The sequence below is a fragment of the Dongia sp. genome (assembly GCF_041909655.1).
GTDB lineage: Bacteria > Pseudomonadota > Alphaproteobacteria > Dongiales > Dongiaceae > Dongia.
Window position 1 is genome coordinate 67,328 of the sequence record NZ_JAYRDA010000004.1, and the last position, 18,570, is coordinate 85,897.

The 18,570-nt window shown below is 62.7% G+C and carries 20 protein-coding genes; 5 read left to right on the forward strand and 15 right to left on the reverse strand.

Annotation, left to right across the window (positions count from 1 at the left end; genetic code table 11):
- Window positions 1–38: 38 nt before the first annotated feature.
- A complete protein-coding gene (locus ACE3PR_RS09260; protein ID WP_374370928.1) occupies window positions 39–731 on the forward strand; it encodes a LuxR C-terminal-related transcriptional regulator in 693 nt (230 codons plus the stop codon).
- Between the two features lie 4 nt (window positions 732–735).
- Here the strand turns inward: ACE3PR_RS09260 and ACE3PR_RS09265 are convergent, their stop codons facing one another.
- Window positions 736–3,051: an ATP-binding protein gene (locus ACE3PR_RS09265; RefSeq protein WP_374370930.1), complete on the reverse strand. Its 2,316-nt coding sequence runs from the start codon at window positions 3,049–3,051 to the stop codon at window positions 736–738.
- Between the two features lie 10 nt (window positions 3,052–3,061).
- Window positions 3,062–3,562, reverse strand: coding sequence for a molybdopterin-dependent oxidoreductase (locus ACE3PR_RS09270; RefSeq protein WP_374370932.1), 501 nt, complete (start codon window positions 3,560–3,562; stop codon window positions 3,062–3,064).
- Window positions 3,563–3,792: 230 nt separating this feature from the next.
- On the opposite strand from ACE3PR_RS09270, the gene ACE3PR_RS09275 reads away from it, so the two are divergent.
- The 4 genes from ACE3PR_RS09275 (at window position 3,793) to ACE3PR_RS09290 (ending at window position 7,657) form a co-directional block, all read left to right on the forward strand.
- Window positions 3,793–4,167, forward strand: a complete 375-nt coding sequence (locus tag ACE3PR_RS09275; protein WP_374370935.1) for a response regulator transcription factor — start codon at window positions 3,793–3,795, stop codon at window positions 4,165–4,167.
- A gap of 90 nt (window positions 4,168–4,257) precedes the next feature.
- Window positions 4,258–5,052 (forward strand): carbonic anhydrase, encoded by a 795-nt coding sequence (locus ACE3PR_RS09280; protein WP_374370937.1) that lies wholly within the window; start codon window positions 4,258–4,260, stop codon window positions 5,050–5,052.
- A gap of 13 nt (window positions 5,053–5,065) precedes the next feature.
- Window positions 5,066–7,114: a methyl-accepting chemotaxis protein gene (locus ACE3PR_RS09285; protein WP_374370939.1), complete on the forward strand. Its 2,049-nt coding sequence runs from the start codon at window positions 5,066–5,068 to the stop codon at window positions 7,112–7,114.
- A gap of 45 nt (window positions 7,115–7,159) precedes the next feature.
- The gene (locus ACE3PR_RS09290) at window positions 7,160–7,657 is read left to right on the forward strand and encodes a hypothetical protein (RefSeq protein ID WP_374370941.1); all 498 of its coding nucleotides are present in this window, start codon (window positions 7,160–7,162) and stop codon (window positions 7,655–7,657) included.
- Window positions 7,658–7,663: 6 nt separating this feature from the next.
- On the opposite strand, the gene ACE3PR_RS09295 is transcribed toward ACE3PR_RS09290, so the two are convergent.
- From ACE3PR_RS09295 to epsC, 13 genes are all read right to left on the reverse strand, one after another.
- Window positions 7,664–7,966, reverse strand: coding sequence for an SCP2 sterol-binding domain-containing protein (locus ACE3PR_RS09295; RefSeq protein ID WP_374370943.1), 303 nt, complete (start codon window positions 7,964–7,966; stop codon window positions 7,664–7,666).
- A gap of 32 nt (window positions 7,967–7,998) precedes the next feature.
- The gene (gene mnmA / locus ACE3PR_RS09300; protein ID WP_374370945.1) at window positions 7,999–9,171 is read right to left on the reverse strand and encodes a tRNA 2-thiouridine(34) synthase MnmA; all 1,173 of its coding nucleotides are present in this window, start codon (window positions 9,169–9,171) and stop codon (window positions 7,999–8,001) included.
- A gap of 38 nt (window positions 9,172–9,209) precedes the next feature.
- Entirely contained in the window at window positions 9,210–10,529 is a 1,320-nt protein-coding gene (locus ACE3PR_RS09305; protein ID WP_374370947.1) for an alpha/beta fold hydrolase, read from the reverse strand.
- 27 nt (window positions 10,530–10,556) lie between these two features.
- Entirely contained in the window at window positions 10,557–10,763 is a 207-nt protein-coding gene (gene iscX, locus ACE3PR_RS09310) for a Fe-S cluster assembly protein IscX (protein WP_374370949.1), read from the reverse strand.
- A 7-nt stretch (window positions 10,764–10,770) separates the two neighbouring features.
- Entirely contained in the window at window positions 10,771–11,106 is a 336-nt protein-coding gene (locus tag ACE3PR_RS09315) for a ferredoxin family 2Fe-2S iron-sulfur cluster binding protein (RefSeq protein ID WP_374370951.1), read from the reverse strand.
- Between the two features lie 64 nt (window positions 11,107–11,170).
- On the reverse strand, window positions 11,171–13,066 hold the full coding sequence (hscA, locus tag ACE3PR_RS09320) for a Fe-S protein assembly chaperone HscA (protein ID WP_374370953.1): 1,896 nt from the start codon (window positions 13,064–13,066) through the stop codon (window positions 11,171–11,173).
- A complete protein-coding gene (hscB, locus tag ACE3PR_RS09325) occupies window positions 13,066–13,704 on the reverse strand; it encodes a Fe-S protein assembly co-chaperone HscB (protein ID WP_374370955.1) in 639 nt (212 codons plus the stop codon). The genes hscA and hscB overlap by 1 nt, the downstream gene beginning before the upstream one ends.
- A gap of 9 nt (window positions 13,705–13,713) precedes the next feature.
- Window positions 13,714–14,046: a HesB/IscA family protein gene (locus ACE3PR_RS09330; protein WP_374371669.1), complete on the reverse strand. Its 333-nt coding sequence runs from the start codon at window positions 14,044–14,046 to the stop codon at window positions 13,714–13,716.
- A 59-nt stretch (window positions 14,047–14,105) separates the two neighbouring features.
- Entirely contained in the window at window positions 14,106–14,519 is a 414-nt protein-coding gene (gene iscU / locus ACE3PR_RS09335; RefSeq protein WP_374371671.1) for a Fe-S cluster assembly scaffold IscU, read from the reverse strand.
- A gap of 35 nt (window positions 14,520–14,554) precedes the next feature.
- Entirely contained in the window at window positions 14,555–15,814 is a 1,260-nt protein-coding gene (locus ACE3PR_RS09340) for an IscS subfamily cysteine desulfurase (RefSeq protein WP_374370957.1), read from the reverse strand.
- Window positions 15,815–15,846: 32 nt separating this feature from the next.
- Window positions 15,847–17,004 carry a cysteine desulfurase family protein gene (locus tag ACE3PR_RS09345; RefSeq protein WP_374370959.1) on the reverse strand — a complete coding sequence of 386 codons (1,158 nt, stop codon included), beginning with the start codon at window positions 17,002–17,004 and terminating at the stop codon, window positions 15,847–15,849.
- Between the two features lie 7 nt (window positions 17,005–17,011).
- Complete coding sequence (locus ACE3PR_RS09350) at window positions 17,012–17,506, reverse strand: Rrf2 family transcriptional regulator (RefSeq protein WP_374370961.1); 495 nt, start codon at window positions 17,504–17,506, stop codon at window positions 17,012–17,014.
- Between the two features lie 46 nt (window positions 17,507–17,552).
- Window positions 17,553–18,368, reverse strand: a complete 816-nt coding sequence (gene epsC, locus ACE3PR_RS09355) for a serine O-acetyltransferase EpsC (protein WP_374370963.1) — start codon at window positions 18,366–18,368, stop codon at window positions 17,553–17,555.
- Window positions 18,369–18,570: the final 202 nt, after the last annotated feature.

Consider the following 18,570-nt stretch of genomic DNA (forward strand, 5'->3'; position numbering starts at 1 on the left):
TATCAACCATAGCCTGACCTGCGAATTGTCCAGCGCCCATGCCTCAACCGCCGTCATCTCACGCCGAAAAGGGAAGTGCGCATTGGCGCCTGGTTCTGGCCGACGATCACGCTTTGGTGCGTGATGCCATTTCGCAAATGCTGGAGGCCCTGGACAGCACGCTGGTGGTCGAACGGGCGCGCGACCTCGACGAGGTGGCAAAGCTGCTGGCAAGCGGCATGGACATCACCTTCCTGCTGCTCGACTACCGCATGCCCGGCATGAACGGCGCGGCCTCCATTGCCAGGATAAAATCCGACTACCCGGCGATCCCGATCGGCATCATCTCCGGCCTGCTCTCGCCGGAGGATGTCGAGCCTTTGATCCAGGCGGGCGCCGTCGGCGTTTTCCCCAAGACGATGTCCGGGCCGGCCCTGCTGATGGCCCTCAAGCTTGCCCTCTCGGGTCAGATCTATGTCCCCTGGAACGGCGATCTCAATGCCGCGCCACCGTCTCCCGGCGCGCCTGCCGACCAGGCCGAATCCCTGCCGGCCCTGACCGAGCGGCAAATGGAAGTCCTGCGTCTGGTCGCTTCCGGCGCCGCCAACAAGGATATCGGCCAGCGTCTCGGATTGAGTGAAGTGACCGTGAAGATTCACGTCGCAGCCTTGTGCCGCAAACTCTCGGTCGCGAACCGGACTCAATTGGCAACGACCGCGCTGCGCGCCGGTGTGAAGGCGTCGGACGCCTGATCCATTAGAGCTTGATCGTCGCCTTGTCCTGATTGCCCGGCGCCGGAAGCGTCATCGGCAACGCCGATGTATGAGACGCATCGTGAACCACGGCTGCAACGTCGGACAAGGTAAACGGCTTGACGATGATATGCTCCAGGCCCAACCGCACCCGCTCAATGACCGGCACATCCTGCAGCCTGCCCGTGGTGAGCACGATCGGCCTCTCGAAGCCGCGCTGACGAAGTTGCGAGATCAATTGCAGGCCGTTGACGATCGGCATGTGGTAATCCGAAATGATCAGGTCGAACATGTCGGGTTCGTCGCCGAGCACTGCCAGCGCCTCCTCGGCGCTGCCGCATTCCGATGGCTCGCAGCCCAGCCGCTCCAGGATCGCCAGAAAGGCCGCCCGCGATTCCGGATCGTCATCGACGACCAGGACCTTGAGGCCCGCCGGAATGGATGGTTCGGACGACGGTCGCTGCGGCGCCCCCGTGACGGTCGTCACCGCTTCCGCCTGCAGCGGCAGCAGAATATCGAATGTCGTCCCCTCATCCACCTTGCTGTCCACCGAGACAACACCCCCATGCGCGGTCACGATGCCAAGCACGGAGGAAAGACCCAACCCGGTCCCCTCCCCCACATCCTTTGTCGTGAAGAAGGGATCGAACATTTTCGTCATGACGGATTCGGGAATGCCGCAACCGGTATCTGTCACCCGGATCCGAACATGCGTCCCCGGGGTCTGCCCCAGAACGCCGATCCGCAGCTTCGAATGACCGTCTTTGACCGTTTCGACAATCCGCGGCGCGTCGAGCCGCGACGGCGTTGGCCGGCCTTGCATGCCCTGACTGCGTCCGCCGTCGATAAACACATGCCTGACATCAAGGCAGACTTCGCCTTCTTTATTGGCCAGCGCATCGCGGGCGTTGATGCACAAATTGACCACGGCACGGTTGATCTGCATCGCATTTCCGAAAATGGGCAGGCTCCCTTCGTCGATCGTCGTGTTGAACGACACGCCGCTCGGCATGACCAATTCAGCCATCGCCGCCGCCTCCCGGCAGAGTGCTCCAACGTCGATCAACTTGCGCTCCACGTTGTCGGCGCGGCTATAGGCCATGATGCTCTGCACCAGCTCCTTGCCGCGATCAGCCGCCGTCAGCAATTGCCTGACCATGCGCAACTGAACCGGACGGTCCGCAAGATCCTGCTCCAGCAAGGATCCGAAGCCTGACACGGCAGCCAGAATATTGTTGAAGTCGTGCGATACGCCACCCGCCAGGCGACCGATCGCTTCCATCTTGTCGACATGGTGCAGACGTTCCAGCAAGGCCTCGCGTTGCTGCTCGGCCTGCTTGCGATCGCTGAGGTCACGGATGATGGCGGTATGCCCGCCTTCCTTCCGGCGCCAGACATGAACCTCCCAGGGATGTTCCGCGCCTTCCAAAGACTTGCCGCTGATCTCGCCGCGCCAGTGATCAAGAGCGCCAGGTCCGCATAGTCGCTGCTGCAGGGCATGCGCGGATTCCTCGCCCAGAAACTGACGCCAGGGGGTGCGTGTCAGCGTCTTCTGGAAATCGTCCCCGATCAACTGATGGAATGCCTCGTTCGAATACTCCAATCCCCCATCCGCATCGAACATGACGACGCCTTCGCCGCTGCTTTCGATTGCTAGCAATTGCGTGGCGCGCGCCTCGTCCAATGCCTTGTATTGCGCGAGCAGGCGCCGCACATCGCGGATCTTGACGAGGTTCCCGGCAATGAGCGCGCCGCCGGCGACGATGGCGACAAACAGCAGCGCCGCCGTGATCCAGACATCCTTTGCCAGCTCACCGGATTGGTGGCGCAATTCGTCCTGCACCAGCAGGACGCGCACCATCTCTTCCATCAAGGGCGACAGCTCGTTGAGGCGGTTCTCGAAGGGAAGAATGGAACCCGGTTCGCCGACGCGGGCCAGGCCCAATTGTCGTTCAAGCAGGGGCAGAAACTCGGCGACGCGATTGGTATTGGCCAGAATGGCCGGAATGCGGCGGACATCCTCGCCCTCATCCGAATCCAGAATGAGCGGTATCCGGCTCCAGAATACCTCGAATTTCAACGTCACCTGCTGCAGCCGGGCTTCGTCTGGCTCCAGCCGGAATGCTTTCGCGGCAAGAATCGTGTTCTGAATTTCGGATTGCGCCTCGACCACCAGCCAGGTACCGGTCCGGTAATTCCATAAAACCGACGACATGGTGCGATAGGTCTGGACCGAACCGACGATCGCCGCCGGCAGGAACACCAGGATCGCAATCGCCAGCCACAGATCGCGTGACGGAATGAACGCCGGCCAGCGCATCGCGTATCCGTTACTTCACTTCGATGCGGGACAATTGCCAGATCATTTTCGAATATGTCAGCTCGCCCCGATATTCGGCTTCATCCGTCAGCGGATAAATGATCCACAAGGGTCCCTTGTCCCTCACCCGCATTCTTTCCCCGTCCATGGTCGAGGCCACGATCACGCGCGGATCTTTTGCATCGCCGATGGGAATCTCGACGGCATAGTCATTCAGGGCGATGGCGCGAATGATCGTTCCTTCGGCGCCGGCCGCCGCCAGCAGCGTGCCAAGCGAGACGCCGCCAAAGGTGACCATGCCCTTGGTCCAGGGCGTTTCAGTCTTCACGAGCGTCTGTGGCAAGCTGTCCAGCATTGCCTGATCCAGAACGAATGCCTTACCTTTATTTGGCTTCGTGACATTTCCGGAAATGACGAGAAGTGCCTGTTCCGCGGCAGCCGCGTAACTGGCTGTCGCACTCGCGATCGCCAGATAGCAGATGACGGCCAGTGTCTTTTTCAGTGATGCCATCTTTAGCTCCCTCCGAATGCGCGCCGTTCCCTATCTATCGGCTGCGGGACCAGATCGAAATTCTGCATCCGCACGAGACCTAATACTTCCGTATAGGGGAGCCCGCCAAAAGCAGGACGCGGCACCGCCAGACCATGCTTATGCGCAATCGATTAAGAAAGTCGGAACAGGCATAAACCAGCCGTCAGCGCGCTCTACCTGCCATGCGCGCATTACGGCGGAGATTTGAAATGTCTGTTGCTCTGGTCATCGACGACAACGCCACCATCCGCGGCTTCATCGCTGAAGTGCTGGGACGCGCGGGCTACCAGGTGGTGGAAGCCACCAACGGTCACGAAGGGGTTCGCCTCAGCCAGGAATTCACTCCCGAAGTCGTGATCTCTGACGTCTACATGCCCGGCCAGGACGGCATCTATGTGCTGCGGGAACTGAAGCGCATGAAGCAACCCGCCAGGATCGTGATGATTTCCGGTGGCTCGCGTCTGCTATCCGGCTTCGACGCACTTAGTTGCGCCAAAAAACTCGGGGCGGATGCGACGTTGCGAAAGCCTTTTACGCCCTATGAGTTGATGCAGGCCGTCACCAATTTGCCCGTCCTCAATTGAACGTCCACGCCTGAACACGGACAACACCCAACAACCGCACAGGACTGAAATCCCTTTGGCCCCATGGCCTTGAGACAGGAAAACTTCCCCATGACGCAACTCAGCCGCCGCCATCTCTTGAAGACCCTCACCATCACCGGCGCCCTTTGTCCGGTCTGCTCCTCGCTCTTTGCTGCCGGCGCATCCGCCGAAACGGCGGCGCCCCATGCCGGCGCGCATTGGAGCTATGAGGGCGAGACCGGGCCTGAGCATTGGGGTGAATTATCGCCGGAGTTCAAGGTGTGCGAACTCGGCATGGAGCAAACGCCGATCGATATCAAAAAGGGCATCGGCAGCCAGCTCAGCGGGATTGAACCCTCTTTCCGCCCCATGCCGCTCAAGATTCTCAATAACGGCCACACCATCCAGGTCAATTGCACGCCCGGCTCCCATTCGGTGATCGACGGCCAATCCTTCGAATTGCTGCAATTCCACTTCCATCATCCCAGCGAGCACACACTCGCCGGCCGTCACTTTGAGCTGGAACTGCATTTCGTTCACAAATCCGCCGCAGGCCAACTGGCGGTGATCGGTGTGTTCATTCGTCCTGGCGCCGAAAATCCCGCTTTGGTACCCGTCTGGGCCGCCATGCCGCAGGAGACGGCCGCGGAGACAGATACCGGCCAGATCATCTCCCTGGATTCCCTCTTGCCCGCCGGTCGCGGCTTCTTCCGCTATCAGGGCTCTCTGACGACGCCGCCCTGCTCTGAAGGTGTCCTGTGGTCGATCTTCAGGGATCCGATCGAGGCCTCGTCCACCCAGATCAAGAAATTCGCCGATTTGTTCCCGATGAACGCGCGGCCGGTGCAGGGCCTTCATCGTCGGTTCCTGCTCGAAACCCTCTAAATTGGAGATCGTCATGTCGTCTCGACTCACGCGTAGCGCGACCACTCGGGTCAGCACTTTTCAGAATCTCAAGATTCTCACCAAGACGCTGATTGGATTTGGCTGTGTGCTCGCCGTCCTCGTCATCGTCGCCATCGTTGGGTTTGTCGGCCTGGCCCGCACTTCCAATGATCTCGCCCATTACGTCGCGGCGGTCGAACTTTTCGGCGATGCCGCCGATATCGAGCGCGACCTTCTTGAGCTGCGCAGCCATATCGAAACCTACATACGGACCGCGGACGAAGCCGAAATCGGCGTCGTCCATGAACTCGAAAAGACAATCACCGGAGATATTGCCGCCGCAATCGACATCGCCGAGACGGATTCCGAGCGCGCCGAACTCGCCACCTTGAGCGACAAACTGACGATCATCGTAGACGATTTCGAAAAAGCCATCGAGCTCGAGCATCAGCGCACGCAGCTCGCCAATGAAACCCTGAATGTCGCCGGCCCAAAGCTGGTCGCCGACCTTGAATCCATCATGCGCCAGGCGGTTCAAGCCGGCAACAGCAACGCCGCCATTCTTGCCGCCGACGCCGTCCGCGAAGCCCTGACGGCACGCCTCTATGTCAATATGTTGCTGGACCGGCACGAAGCCGCCGCGGCCGATCAGGCGGAAGCCGCCTTCCACGCTTTGGACAAGGCATTGCTTCAGCTTGAGAAGGTTTCGGGCGGCGCGTCGTTCAAGGCCGATCTCGACGACGCGAAGGCGCTGGCGCCGGCCTATCTCGCTGCCTTTGAGGCTGGCGAAGCCCTGGACGAAGAAATCGAAAAACTGGTGCATGAGGAAATCGGTGAAATCAGCGAGGAAATCATCGCCGAGGCCGAGAACGTAAAAGCCCAAGCCGAAGCCGAGGAAAACCGCATTGCCGAAGAAATCGCCGCCATCGTCGCCACCAGCGAGTGGATGTCGGTCGGGTTCAGCATTGGTGGCGTGATCCTGGGCATGGCCATCGCCTATGTCATTGGTCGCGGTATTTCCATGCCGATCATGTCTCTGGCCGCTGTGATGCTGCGCCTGTCCAAAGGCGAACGCGATGTGGATGTCGAAGGTGCCGCGCGCAAGGACGAAGTCGGGCAGATGGCAAACGCGTTGCAGGTCTTCAAGGAAAACATGATCGAAGCCGAACGCATGCGCGCCGCGCAGCAGGTCGAACAGGATCGTCAGTTGGAGCGTGCCCGCCTTATGTCGGAAGAGGTTGCCAAGTTCGAGACCGTGATTGCCGAGGTCGTGAATGCGGTCGGCTCCGCCGCGACCGAGTTGCAGAGCACGGCGCAATCCCTTGCCGCAACGGCGGAGGAGACCGCGCAGCAATCCAATACCGTCGCCGCGGCGGCCGAGGAAATGAGCCAGAACGTCTCGACTGTCGCCTCCGCGACCGAAGAACTCTCCGCGTCCATTCATGAAATCAGTTCGCAGGTGACGGAATCAACCCGCATCGTCGGTCATGCCGTCACCCAGGCGGGCGATGCCAACAGCCGTGTCCGCTCTCTGGCCGAAGCCGCCCGGAAGATTGGCGACGTCGTGACCTTGATCAGTGACATCGCCGGCCAGACCAATCTCCTGGCACTCAACGCGACGATCGAGGCGGCGCGTGCCGGCGAATCCGGCAAAGGTTTCGCGGTCGTCGCGAGCGAGGTAAAAACACTGGCCACCCAGACCGCCCGCGCCACGGAAGAAATCAGCGCGCAAATCCGGTCAATCCAGGATTCGACGGAGATTTCCGCATCTGCCATCCAGGGCATTTCGGAAACGATCCATCGCGTGAATGAAATCTCGACGGCAATCGCCTCGGCAGTCGAGGAACAAGGGGCGGCGACCCAGGAAATCTCGCGCAACGTGCAGCAATCCGCAGCCGGCACCAGCGAAGTAACCAGCAACGTGGTCGGCGTCACCCAGGCCTCCCAGCAGACCAGCGCCGCCTCCACGCAGGTGTTATCGGCGGCCAACGAGCTCAGCCGCTACGGCGAAACCCTGCGCTCGGAGGTGCACACCTTCCTCCACACGGTTCGCGCCCTCTAAGCGGCGCGGGCCTTGCCCGAGATAGACCGAGAAGGAAAATTCATCATGATCTCGAACAATGGATCCGCCATTCCCGAAGAGCATAACCGCAGGGCGATCTTCGTATCCTCCCATCACGCCAACCTGAAGACGGAGCACTTTCTGAAATCCGTCCGTACCTTTCAGGATTTCGTTACGACCTTCGACCTCGACGAAGTCAGCCGGAACTGGCAACTGACGACCGCCGAAACCGCCGCACGAATGCACGAAGTGACGGAGTTGCTGACCTTCAATCGCGAGCTTCTGGCCGAGGCGGAAGAGCTGATGCACGAATTGTCGGCAGCCCTGCTGCTTCTTTCCGATCGCGTGACCGGCCTTGAAGGAGAGTCAAACGATAACGGCAATGTCGTCGACCTGGCGCGCTGGCGCATCATGCGCTTGCATTCACAGATAAAAATCGCCAGCACCCTCGATCGGGTTGAGGCTCTCGGCGACATGATTTCGCAGATCGGTGACCAAATCTCGCTCAAGACCAGGCGCTTGGTTGCGCTGGTCGTCGCTTAGCCGGGCTCAATCGCTGAACATGGCCGTGAGCTTGAGGGCGACACCCATGCTGCCCTCGACCTTCAGTTTCCCGGTCATGTAGGCGAGCGTCGGGTCGAGCTGGCCCTGGAGCAGCTTTTCGAGATTGGCGGGACTGATCTTGATCGTGGTGTTGGCCTCGCCCAGATCCTTGGGTTCGATCACCGGGGGATGCTCGGTGCCGTCCCAGAAGATGACCTCGTCGTCGACCAGGAACTTCACCTTGTAGCCGAGCTTGACGTTCTGCCCGGCGCGCCGGCGCATGTCCTCGATCAGCGTCTCGATTTCCATGAAAGCCCCGCCCCGTCTGGTTTTTCTTGTCGTCAGGCGGCGCTGGCCGCCCGCTCCATCTTCTCTCCGGTCGCCACGGTATCGGTGGAATCGATCCAGCCGCCACCCAGCACCCGGTCCCCTTGATAGAAGACCGCCGCCTGCCCCGGCGCAATACCGAATTGCGGCGCGGTCAACGTCACCTGCGCATTGCCCGCCGGGTCGAGCAGGACGCGGCCCTCGGCTGGCATGCTCATCGAGCGAAGCTTCACGGCGATATCGGCGCCCGCGCCAGCATCCGCCTCGCCCAGCCAATTGACCTCGCGCAGGCGCACGAGATCCCGCGCCAAGGCGGCCTTCGGGCCGACGATCACGCGCTTGGCACCGGCATCCAGGCGCACGACATAAAGCGGATCGTTGTTGGTGCCCTTCTCATTGACGCCGATGCCACGGCGCTGGCCGATCGTGTAATGGATGATACCCTGATGCCTCCCCAGCACGCGGCCGTCGACATGGACGATCTCGCCGGGCTCGGAGGCACCGGGGCGCAGGCGCTCGACCACGCTCACATAATTGCCGTTGGGGACGAAGCAGATGTCCTGGCTGTCCGGCTTGGCGGCAACCTCCAGGCCGAAACGTTCGGCCAAAGCGCGCGTCTCCGATTTCGGCATATGGCCCAGGGGAAAGCGCAGATAGTCGATCTGCTCCTGCGTGGTCGCGAACAGGAAATAGCTCTGATCGCGCTGCGGGTCGCTGCCGCGGTGAAGCTCGGCGCCATTCGCCCCCATTACGCGGCGCACGTAATGCCCGGTCGCCAGGCAATCGCCGCCGAGATCCCGCGCCTGGCTGAGGAGGTCACGGAACTTCACCCGCTGATTGCAGCGCACGCAGGGGATCGGCGTCTCGCCCTTCAAATAGGAATCGGCGAATTCCTGCATCACGGCATCCGAGAACTTGGTCTCGTAATCCAGCACGAAATGCGGAATGCCGATGCGCTCGGAGACGCGGCGGGCGTCATAGATGTCCTGTCCGGCGCAGCACGCACCCTTGCGCGCCAGGGCGACACCATGGTCGTAGAGCTGCAGCGTCACGCCGACCACGTCATAGCCCTCCTCCTTCAGGAGGGCGGCCACGACCGAGCTGTCGACGCCGCCGGACATGGCGACGACGACACGGGTATCGGCGGGGGCCTTGTCAAAGCCCAGTGAGTTGAGGCGTGCGGTCATGGGGCCAGCTTATAACATTGGCGGCAGCCCAGGCCAAACTACCGGTTCAGCAGGGCCAATATGCGTGAAAAGGGGGCCGGATCCGGCCCCAAACCGATCGCCGCGGAAAAATGCCCCTGATTGCGGACGAACAGGTTTTCCGGGGGAATCTGCCATTTCTCCGCCAGTCGCCGCCCGCCGTCATAGGGTGTGACGTCGTCGCGGGCCCCGATCAGGAGGACGATCTGCGCCGGGTCGACCGGGGCCGGCGCCTGGCTGTCGGTATAGCGTCCCATCCGGGCCACGGCATCCGCGTTCCAGCCGGCTCCTTCCGCCGCCTGGCGCAGCCCGGTGATCCGCGCCAGCGAGGATTGGAAGGTGAGCGCGCTCACCGCGTCGGTGGTGGTCAGCAGCAGCAAGCCGTCCGGCCGGGCATCCGCCGGCCAATAGCGCATGTGTTGGGCCGTGACCTGTGTCGTGAGTGCCCCGAGGCTGATTCCGCCCAGCGCCACCTTGCCCGGCCCAACATTGCCCGCGCCCTGCGAGCGGCACCAGGCAATGAGTGCGCCCAATTCCCGCGCCGCTTTGCGGAAATGCCGGAGCCCGGAAAGCGGCGGGTGCTTGATGAAGCTCTCGCCACCATAGGAACCCGGTGCCACGCGCCGGTTGTGGCCGGGTGCGTCGGGCAGCAGGATGCGGGCACCATATTGCGCGGCGAGGCTGCGATAGCCACGCATATCCCCACGCATCATCTCCATTTCCATGCCAAGGCCATGGCCGAAGATCAGGCTGGGCAGAGGCCGTCCATCATGCGGACGGCCTTCATAGACATGGACGTAACAAAGATCGCCCGGCGCATCCGCGGATGGATAGCGCAACCAGTACTCGCGCACATCGGCATGTTCGATAATGACGCTGCGCTCGATCTCGGGAATGGTCTCCAGCGCGAAATAACGATCCGTATCTGGTTCCAGGGCATCCAGTTCCGCCGGCGGCGGCACGTCGAGGCGGGCCGCGGGAATGCGGCGACGCCGGGCAAACCACAGATAGGCGAAACGCTGGCCGAGATAATTATGCGCCGCGTCGCGCCGCGCCAGTTCGGCGACGGGCAGATCTCCGGCACTGGTGAAGGCCGCCGCTTCCCAGCGCGCCTGCGCTGCCAGCGACAGAGTTCGCAAGGCACCGGTCTGGCGCACCCGCGCGGCGATGGCAGGCGGTATGTCTTTGAGCGCCAGCTCGCTGGCAAAGGCCGCGACGTCGCCCGCATGCGCGGCACCCCAGCAATGCGCCGCCGGCAGCAGCCAGCTCATGCCCCACAGGCACAGGGGATCGACCCAGGGTTTCGAGAACAGGCGGGCGAGCGTGGATGATTGACTCAAGCGCCGCGCCTCATGGGTTATCCCCGATTATTCACGCTCTTCGAGCCACGCCGCCTGAATGGCTTCGAGGATCTTCTCGTTGCTCTTCTGCGGATCGTCTTCGAAATCGGGAATTTCCTGCACCCATTTCCAAAGATCGGTGAAGCGCAGATTGACCACGTCGGCGTCGGCATGCGCCTCTTCAAGCTCGATGGCGATGTCGTGGATGTCGGTCCAGCGCAGCTTCTTCGCCATCGGGGGTCTACTTGTCGACCATCATGTTGCGCGTGGCCGAGGGCAGGCTCACCACCAGGCCGTCGAGTTCCTCGGTCATCTTGATCTGGCAGCCAAGCCGCGAGGTATGGGTGAGACCGAAGGCGAGATCGAGCATGTCTTCCTCGTCCTCGCTGGCTTCCGCCAGTACGTCGTACCATTCCGGGTCGATCACCACATGGCAGGTCGAGCAGGCCAGCGACCCTTCGCAGGCGCCTTCGAGATCGATCGCGTTCCGATGGGCGATTTCCAGCACGGAGAGGCCCAGCGGGGCCTCGCATTCGACCCGGGTGCCATCCTGCTTCACAAACGTCATCTTCGGCATATCGTCTCAATCTCCGTGCTGGGGCCCGGCCTTCCGAGCCCCAAATTGTCTCGTCGCGGGTGTCCTATTGCGCGCCGTCAGTTGCCATACCGGCCTCGACCTCGTCAAGCCGCTGGCCTCGAAGTGCTGTCTGAATGGCAATATCCATGCGTTTTTGCGCAAAATCATGGGTCGCCCGGTCCAAATTCTCCATGGCGGCGTGAATCTGGGCCCGGTCCTCGCCCGCCATGCGGGTCCTGACCTCTTGGGCAACCTTGTCGATTTCGGCCCTTTCGGCAGCGCTCAGCAAGGCGCCGTCGGCCTTCAGCGCCGCCCCCAAGGCGAGCAGCACGCGTTCGGCCTCGACCCGCTGTTCCAGCAGCAGACGCCGCTCCATGTCCTCGCGGGCATGGGTCAGGCTGTCGCGCAGCATGTCAGCCATCTCGTCATCGCTGAGGCCGTAAGAGGGCTTCACCGCGATCTCGGATTTGACGCCGGTCGTGCGCTCCTCGGCGCTGACGGTGAGGAGGCCGTCGGCATCGACCGCATAGGTGACGCGAATACGCGCCGCCCCCGCCACCATCGCCGGAATGCCACGGAGCTCGAAGCGCCCCAGCGAGCGGCAGGCATCGACCGTCTCGCGCTCACCCTGGACGACATGGATCAACATGCCGTTCTGACCGTCCTGATAGGTGGTGAAATCCTGCGCCTTGGTGACCGGGATCGGCGTGTTGCGATCGATCACCTTTTCGACGATGCCGCCCATGGTCTCGATACCCAGCGACAGCGGAATGACGTCGAGGAGCAGCGTATCGCTGCCGCGCGTCAGCGCATTCGCCTGCAAGGCGGCGCCCACCGCGACCACTTCGTCGGGATCGATATCGGCCAGCGGCTCCTGCTTGAAGAAATCGGCGACGAAAGCCCGCACCAGCGGCACCCGCGTCGAGCCGCCCACCAGCACCACGCCCTTCACATCGGCGGCGGTCAGCTTCGCGTCCTCGAGCACCTGGCGGCAGGCGCGCAAGGTGCGGCCGAGCAGCGGCTCGATCAGCACCTCGAAGGTGCCGCGATCGACCGATTGCCGAATGTCGTGGCCGGCGACCCTCGCTTTCAACTCGGCACCGGGTGCCGTGGTCAGCCGTTCCTTCGCCGCGCGCGCGGCCTGGAGGAGGATTTTCGCTTCGCCGCTGGATAGACCCTTGATGCCCGTGCGCTTCATGGCCCATTCGGCCAGCGCATGATCGAAATCATCGCCGCCCAAAGCGGAATCGCCACCGGTCGCCAGGACCTGGAAGACGCCCTTCTGCAACTTCAGGAGCGAAATGTCGAAGGTGCCGCCGCCGAGATCGTAGATCGCATAGATGCCCTCGGCAGCGCTGTCGAGGCCATAGGCCAAAGCGGCGGCGGTCGGTTCATTGACCAGGCGCAAAACATCGAGCCCGGCCAGGCGCGCCGCATCCTTGGTGGCATTGCGCGCGGCATCGTCGAAATAGGCCGGCACCGTGATGACCGCCTTCTCGACCTTGTGGCCGAGCTTCTCTTCCGCCCGCGCCTTCAGCGCCTTCAGAATGTCGGCCGAGATTTCCACCGGCGAGAGGATCCGGTCGCCGATCTTCAAACGCACCATGCCGCCGCTCTTGCCGTCGGCAGCGGGTGCGATCTCATAGGGCAAGGCGCCGGCGAGGCGCTTCACGTCCTCAATGCCACGCCCCATCAGGCGCTTCACCGAGGCAATGACGCGGTCCGGATTGCGCGCGAGTTCCGCCTGCGCGGCGCGGCCGATCAGCGGCTCGTCGCCGACATAAGCGACGACGGAAGGCACCAGGCCTTCGCCATGGGCATCGCGCAAAACCTCGGGATGCGAACCCGAAACCATGGCAACGACGGAATTGGTGGTGCCAAGATCGATGCCGATCGCCTGGCTGCGCTCCAGCGCATGCGGTTCCGGCGTTTCGCCCGGCTCGTGAATCTGCAACAGCATCAGGACTCCAGCGCAGCGCGTTTCAGGCGCGCCTCTTCCAGCAATTTGCGCGAATATTTGAGGCGCAGAACGGCGCGGTTGGCAGCCTCAAGATCGTCATCGGCGAAGGCACGGGAGATGTCGCTGAGACACTGGATCGCCGACGCAGCCTCGTTGGCCATCAGCGTTTCGATGGCATCGGCGCTCTCGGCATCCGACAAGGCCTCGCGCTTCTCCATTGCTTCCATCAGCAAGGCGGGATCGGAGACCGTCTTGTCCTCGGCCACTTCCGAGATCACGCCCTTCATCTGCAACAGATAGGTGGCGCGCTTCAGCGGATCGTCGAGAACCCCATAGGCTTCGTTGAGCGCCACGGCCTGGGATTCGGCAATCGCCCGCTCCTTGGCGGGCTTCGCGGCGAAACGGTCGGGATGGAGAACACGCTGGAAGCCGAGATATTGCTTCTCCAGCTTCTCGTCGTCGAGATCGAAACCGGGCGCCATGCCAAGCCGCGTGAAATGATCGGTCACACCCGGCGGCTGAATCGCCCCACAGGTATGGCAGAACAAAGCCCGGCCGGCGACCGGCCCCTTGCAGGACCAGCACGGCACGAACTGCGTCCCGGCGCCATCGCCGCCGATTTTGTGAACAACCGCCATCCTAACGCCTCAGACGTGGAAGGATTCGCCGCAACCGCAGCGCCCCTTCTCGTTGGGATTGCGGAACACGAACCCCGATTGCAGCTTCTCTTCGACGAAATCCATTTCGGTGCCGAAGATGAACAGCGACGCCTTGGGATCGACCAGGATGGTGACACCATCCTGCTGGACCATCTCGTCGCCGGCAGCCTTTTCGTCGGCATATTCGATCGTGTAGGAAAGGCCCGAACAGCCTTTCGACCGCACGCCGATCCGGATGCCGAAAGTGGGCTTGCCGCGGTTCTCGATCAATTGCCGCACGCGCTCGATCGCTGCCGGCGTCACGGAAAGTGCCGCCGGCATGGCTCGGCGCGCCGGCTTGGCCGTAACCGGATTTGCCGAGCTTGATGTACTGACGTCGCTCATTCCGCCGCCTTGTTTCCCGATGCTTCCGTCGACCCGGCCTTCTCGCGGTAATCCTTGATCGCCGCCTTGATCGCATCTTCGGCGAGGACCGAGCAATGGATCTTGACCGGCGGCAGGGACAGGAACTGCGCGATCTCGGTGTTCTTGATGGTCTCGGCTTCGTCCAGCGTCTTGCCCTTCACCCATTCGGTGGCGAGCGAGGACGAGGCGATTGCCGAGCCGCAGCCGAAGGTCTTGAAGCGCGCATCCTCGATGCGGCCGTCGGCGCCCACTTTGATCTGCAGCTTCATCACGTCGCCGCAAGCGGGGGCACCCACCAGACCGGTGCCAATGCCCTCTTCGTCCTTCTTGAAACCGCCGACATTGCGGGGGTTCTCGTAGTGATCGACGACTTTTTCGCTATACATGATCTACTCCCTTTACAACTTCGCTCGAACGCCTGGCATCAATGCTCGGACCATTCGATCGATTTAATGTCGATGCCTTCCTGGGCCATCTCCCAGAGCGGGCTCATTTCGCGCAACCTTGTCACCGCCTGCACCAGATGCTCGACGGCGTAATCGATTTCCTGCTCCGTGGTGAAACGGCCGATGCCGATCCGGAGCGAGGTATGGGCCATCTCGATCTCGACGCCCAGCGCGCGGAGCACGTAGGAAGGCTCCAGCGAGGCCGAGGTGCAGGCCGAACCCGACGAGACGCAGAGATCCTTGATCCCCATCATCAGCCCCTCGCCTTCGACATGGGCGAAGGAGAGATTGAGATTGCCCGGAATGCGGTTCTCGAAATCGCCGTTGAGATAGACTTCCGGCAGGCGTTCCTTGATCTGGTTGTAGAAGCGGTCGCGCAGGCGGCGCAAACGCTCCGCCTCGGCACCCATCTCCTTCTCGGCGATCGCGCAGGCTTCGCCCAACCCGACGCAAAGCGGCGTCGGCAGCGTGCCGGAACGAAAACCGCGTTCCTGGCCGCCACCATGGATCAGCGCTTCCAGGCGCACGCGCGGCTTGCGGCGGACATAGAGCGCGCCGATGCCCTTGGGGCCGTAGATCTTGTGGCCAGAGATCGACAGCAAATCGATATTCATCGCATTGACGTCGATCGGAATCTTGCCGACCGCCTGCGCCGCGTCGGTATGGAAGAAGACGCCCTTCTCGCGGCAGATCTTGCCAATCTCGGCCAGGGGCTGAATGACGCCGATCTCGTTATTGACCGCCATGATCGACACCAGCGCCGTCTTCGGCGTGATCGCATTCCTCAGCATTTCGAGGTCGATGAGGCCGTTCTGCTGCACCGGCAGATAGGTGACCTCGAACCCTTCCATCTCGAGATGACGGCAGGAATCGAGCACGCATTTATGCTCGGTCACCGTGGTGATGATGTGGTTCTTCTTGTCCTTGTAGAAATGCGCCACACCCTTGATCGCGAGATTGTTGGATTCCGTGGCGCCCGACGTGAAGATCACTTCCTTCTCGTCGGCCTTGATGATGCTGGCAACCTGGGCGCGCGCCTTCTCGACGCCGGCTTCGGCATCCCAGCCGTATTTGTGGTTGCGCGAATGCGGGTTGCCGAAATGCTCGGTGAAATAGGGAAGCATCACCTCAACCACCCGGGGATCGCACGGCGTCGTCGCCTGGTAATCCAGATAGATCGGCAGCTTCGGCACGTTGACGCCATGATCCGGTACGGTCTTGGTGTTCTGCGTTGCCATGTTCATGATCCTGTCGTCACCCTTCTCTTCCATTACGCCGCGGAAATACGCGTTTCCGCGTCGTCCCGCTGCGCCAGCCCGGCGCGCTGCACGCGCCCCCAGGCAGCTACAAATGTATCTATGTCGCTGGCTTCGTTCTGCCAGCCCCAACTGACGCGGATGGCGGAGCCCGCCGTCGCCGCGTCGAAGCCCATGGCCGAGATCACATGGCTCGGCCGCACCTTGCCGGACGAGCAGGCCGAGCCCGCCGAGATGGCGATGCCGGACAGATCCAGCGCCATCACCAAAGTCTCCGCCGTCTTGGTGCCGCTGGCAAAGCAAGTCGTGTTCGGCAGGCGCTTCGCCGCGCGGCCGAAGATGGTCATCGGCAGGCCGAATTGCGTCAGCCTGTCTTCCAATGCGTCGCGCATCGCGGCGATACGGCCGACATCGCCCAACTGCGCGGCTTCCTTGGCCGCCGCGCCAAAACCGGCGATGGCGGCGACGTTCTCGGTGCCGCCCCGGCGGTTGCGTTCCTGGCCGCCACCCATGACCAGCGGCTCGACCGGCAGATCGCCGGCCAGAACCAGCGCACCCGCACCCTGCGGACCGCCCAGCTTGTGCGCCGAGATCGTGAGGTAATCGACGCCCAGCGCATTGATGTCGACCGGTACCCGGCCCACCGCCTGCGTCGCGTCGCAATGCACCAGCGCACCCTTGGCCTTGGCCATATGCGCGATCTCGGCCACGGGCTGGATGACGCCGGTCTCGTTATTGGCCAGCATCACCGAGATGAAAGCGGGTCGCCCGGCACTCTCCGACGCCTTGTCGATGAGATAGCCGAGATGCGCCACGTCGATCTCGCCCGAGCGGCCCACGCGCGCCACTTGTGCGCCGGCGAGCCGCGCCGGCTTCAGGACCGATTCATGCTCGATCGCCGAAATCACCAGCGGCCGCGTCCCACGGCTGTTGAGGGCAAGGTTGTTGGCTTCCGTGCCGCCCGAGGTGAAGGTCAGCAAGGCCGAACGCCCACCCACCAGCGCCGCCACTTCGTCGCGGGCCTGATCGATCCAGGCGCGGGCGCGGCGACCGAAAGCATGCACCGACGAGGCATTTCCCACCTCCTGCAATGCGGACGTCATCGCCGCCAGCGCCGTGGGGCGCAGCGGTGCCGTCGCATTCCAGTCGAGATAGATGCCGCGGGCGGTCATGTGTTCATTACTCCGCGGCCGCCGCGGCGTCGCCATTGCGCGCCGGCATCTCGGCCACAGCGGCGCCGTCCATCTTGTGCGCGGTTCCCAGCACGCGGCGCTCGACCACATCGGCGAGCGACACCGAGCTCAGGAACAGATGGATCTGGCGCGAGAGCTCTTCCCAGAGATCATGCGTCAGGCAGCGCGATTTGTCGGATTGGCAGCCGGTCGCGGTATTGGGCTGGCAGCGTGTCGCGCGGATGGGTTCATCGACCGCCAGGATCGCATCGGCGATGCGTGTATCCTCGGCCGTCCGCGCCAGCAGATAGCCGCCACCGGGGCCGCGCACCGATTTCACGAGGCCGGCCCGGCGCAGTTTGGCAAAGAGCTGCTCCAGATAGGACAGCGAAATTTCCTGCCGTCCCGAAATGTCGGCCAGCGATACCGGCCGGCCCTGGCTGTGGGTCGCCAGATCGACAAGCGCCATGACGGCGTAACGGCCTTTGGTGCTCAAGCGCATGATGTCGTCTCCTTAGGCTCGGCAGTTTCCCAGCAGGAAGCCGCCCTTAATTCCGTCCAAACCGGCGCGGCAATTCCGCGCCGTCGCCGCCACCGGATTCGGCACCGGCCTGAGGCAGGCTGCCATTGGTACCGACGGCGAAACTGTCCAACTCGCTCTCGAGGGCCGAGATGCGGCCCTGCAGGCGGGAAATCTGATCCAGGAGGCCCTCGATCGCACGGGCGACCGGATCGGGCAGATCCTGGGTGGGAATGCCATAGGCGGCGAATTCGCTGCCGCATTCCTTGGGCATGACGATCCGCGCCGGCACGCCGACGGCGACGCTGTTCTCCGGCACGTTCTTGATCACGACCGCATTGCCGCCCACACGGGCACCCTTCCCCACCGTGATATCACCCAGGATCTGGGCGCCGGCGCCGACGATGACGCCGTCCTCAAGGGTGGGATGCCGCTTGGTATTGACCTGGGCCGCCGAATTGATGGCCGGCGCGATGCCGCCCAGGGTCACGTCGTGATAAAGGGTCACATCGTCGCCGATCACCGCCGTCTCGCCGATCACGACACCCATGCCGTGATCGATGAACAGCCGCTTGCCGATCTGGGCGCCGGGATGGATCTCGATCCCCGTAATGAACCGGGAAAACTGCGAAATCATGCGCGCAAGCGTCGGGAAACCGGCCAAATAGACCGGTCGCGCCAGGCGATGCAGCTGCACGGCGTGGAAGCACGGATAGGTCAGCGCCACCATCAGCCGGGACCGGGCAGCCGGGTCCCGCGCCATCATTGCGTCCAAGTCAGCCGTAATGTTCTTGAAAAACATCATCGCCATCGTGTTTATTAGCGCGCCGCCGGTCGCCGCCATTTAGCTGATTCGATTAGTCAACTATCCTGGTGCCGTTCCGGCTCGGTCACCGCGTCGGGTTTGATATAGTATGCCTGACTTGTGTGATCAAGTATTGATCTCCGACGCCGCCTGACCCAGCGGATTTAATGCCTTAGATTTTAGTCAACTATGGGTTACCTGAGCCAACCAGCGCGCGGCTTGCCCTGAAAGCGGCGGCGAA

Bases quoted from the DNA above. Each gene is read 5' to 3' on its own strand.
- ACE3PR_RS09260 (WP_374370928.1), top strand. From the start codon at position 39: ATGCCTCAACCGCCGTCATCTCACGCCGAAAAGGGAAGTGCGCATTGG.
- ACE3PR_RS09265 (WP_374370930.1), bottom strand. From the start codon at position 3,051: ATGCGCTGGCCGGCGTTCATTCCGTCACGCGATCTGTGGCTGGCGATT.
- ACE3PR_RS09270 (WP_374370932.1), bottom strand. From the start codon at position 3,562: ATGGCATCACTGAAAAAGACACTGGCCGTCATCTGCTATCTGGCGATC.
- ACE3PR_RS09275 (WP_374370935.1), top strand. From the start codon at position 3,793: ATGTCTGTTGCTCTGGTCATCGACGACAACGCCACCATCCGCGGCTTC.
- ACE3PR_RS09280 (WP_374370937.1), top strand. From the start codon at position 4,258: ATGACGCAACTCAGCCGCCGCCATCTCTTGAAGACCCTCACCATCACC.
- ACE3PR_RS09285 (WP_374370939.1), top strand. From the start codon at position 5,066: ATGTCGTCTCGACTCACGCGTAGCGCGACCACTCGGGTCAGCACTTTT.
- ACE3PR_RS09290 (WP_374370941.1), top strand. From the start codon at position 7,160: ATGATCTCGAACAATGGATCCGCCATTCCCGAAGAGCATAACCGCAGG.
- ACE3PR_RS09295 (WP_374370943.1), bottom strand. From the start codon at position 7,966: ATGGAAATCGAGACGCTGATCGAGGACATGCGCCGGCGCGCCGGGCAG.
- mnmA (WP_374370945.1), bottom strand. From the start codon at position 9,171: ATGACCGCACGCCTCAACTCACTGGGCTTTGACAAGGCCCCCGCCGAT.
- iscX (WP_374370949.1), bottom strand. From the start codon at position 10,763: ATGGCGAAGAAGCTGCGCTGGACCGACATCCACGACATCGCCATCGAG.
- ACE3PR_RS09315 (WP_374370951.1), bottom strand. From the start codon at position 11,106: ATGCCGAAGATGACGTTTGTGAAGCAGGATGGCACCCGGGTCGAATGC.
- hscA (WP_374370953.1), bottom strand. From the start codon at position 13,066: ATGCTGTTGCAGATTCACGAGCCGGGCGAAACGCCGGAACCGCATGCG.
- hscB (WP_374370955.1), bottom strand. From the start codon at position 13,704: ATGGCGGTTGTTCACAAAATCGGCGGCGATGGCGCCGGGACGCAGTTC.
- ACE3PR_RS09330 (WP_374371669.1), bottom strand. From the start codon at position 14,046: ATGCCGGCGGCACTTTCCGTGACGCCGGCAGCGATCGAGCGCGTGCGG.
- ACE3PR_RS09340 (WP_374370957.1), bottom strand. From the start codon at position 15,814: ATGGCAACGCAGAACACCAAGACCGTACCGGATCATGGCGTCAACGTG.
- ACE3PR_RS09345 (WP_374370959.1), bottom strand. From the start codon at position 17,004: ATGACCGCCCGCGGCATCTATCTCGACTGGAATGCGACGGCACCGCTG.
- ACE3PR_RS09350 (WP_374370961.1), bottom strand. From the start codon at position 17,506: ATGCGCTTGAGCACCAAAGGCCGTTACGCCGTCATGGCGCTTGTCGAT.
- epsC (WP_374370963.1), bottom strand. From the start codon at position 18,368: ATGGCGGCGACCGGCGGCGCGCTAATAAACACGATGGCGATGATGTTT.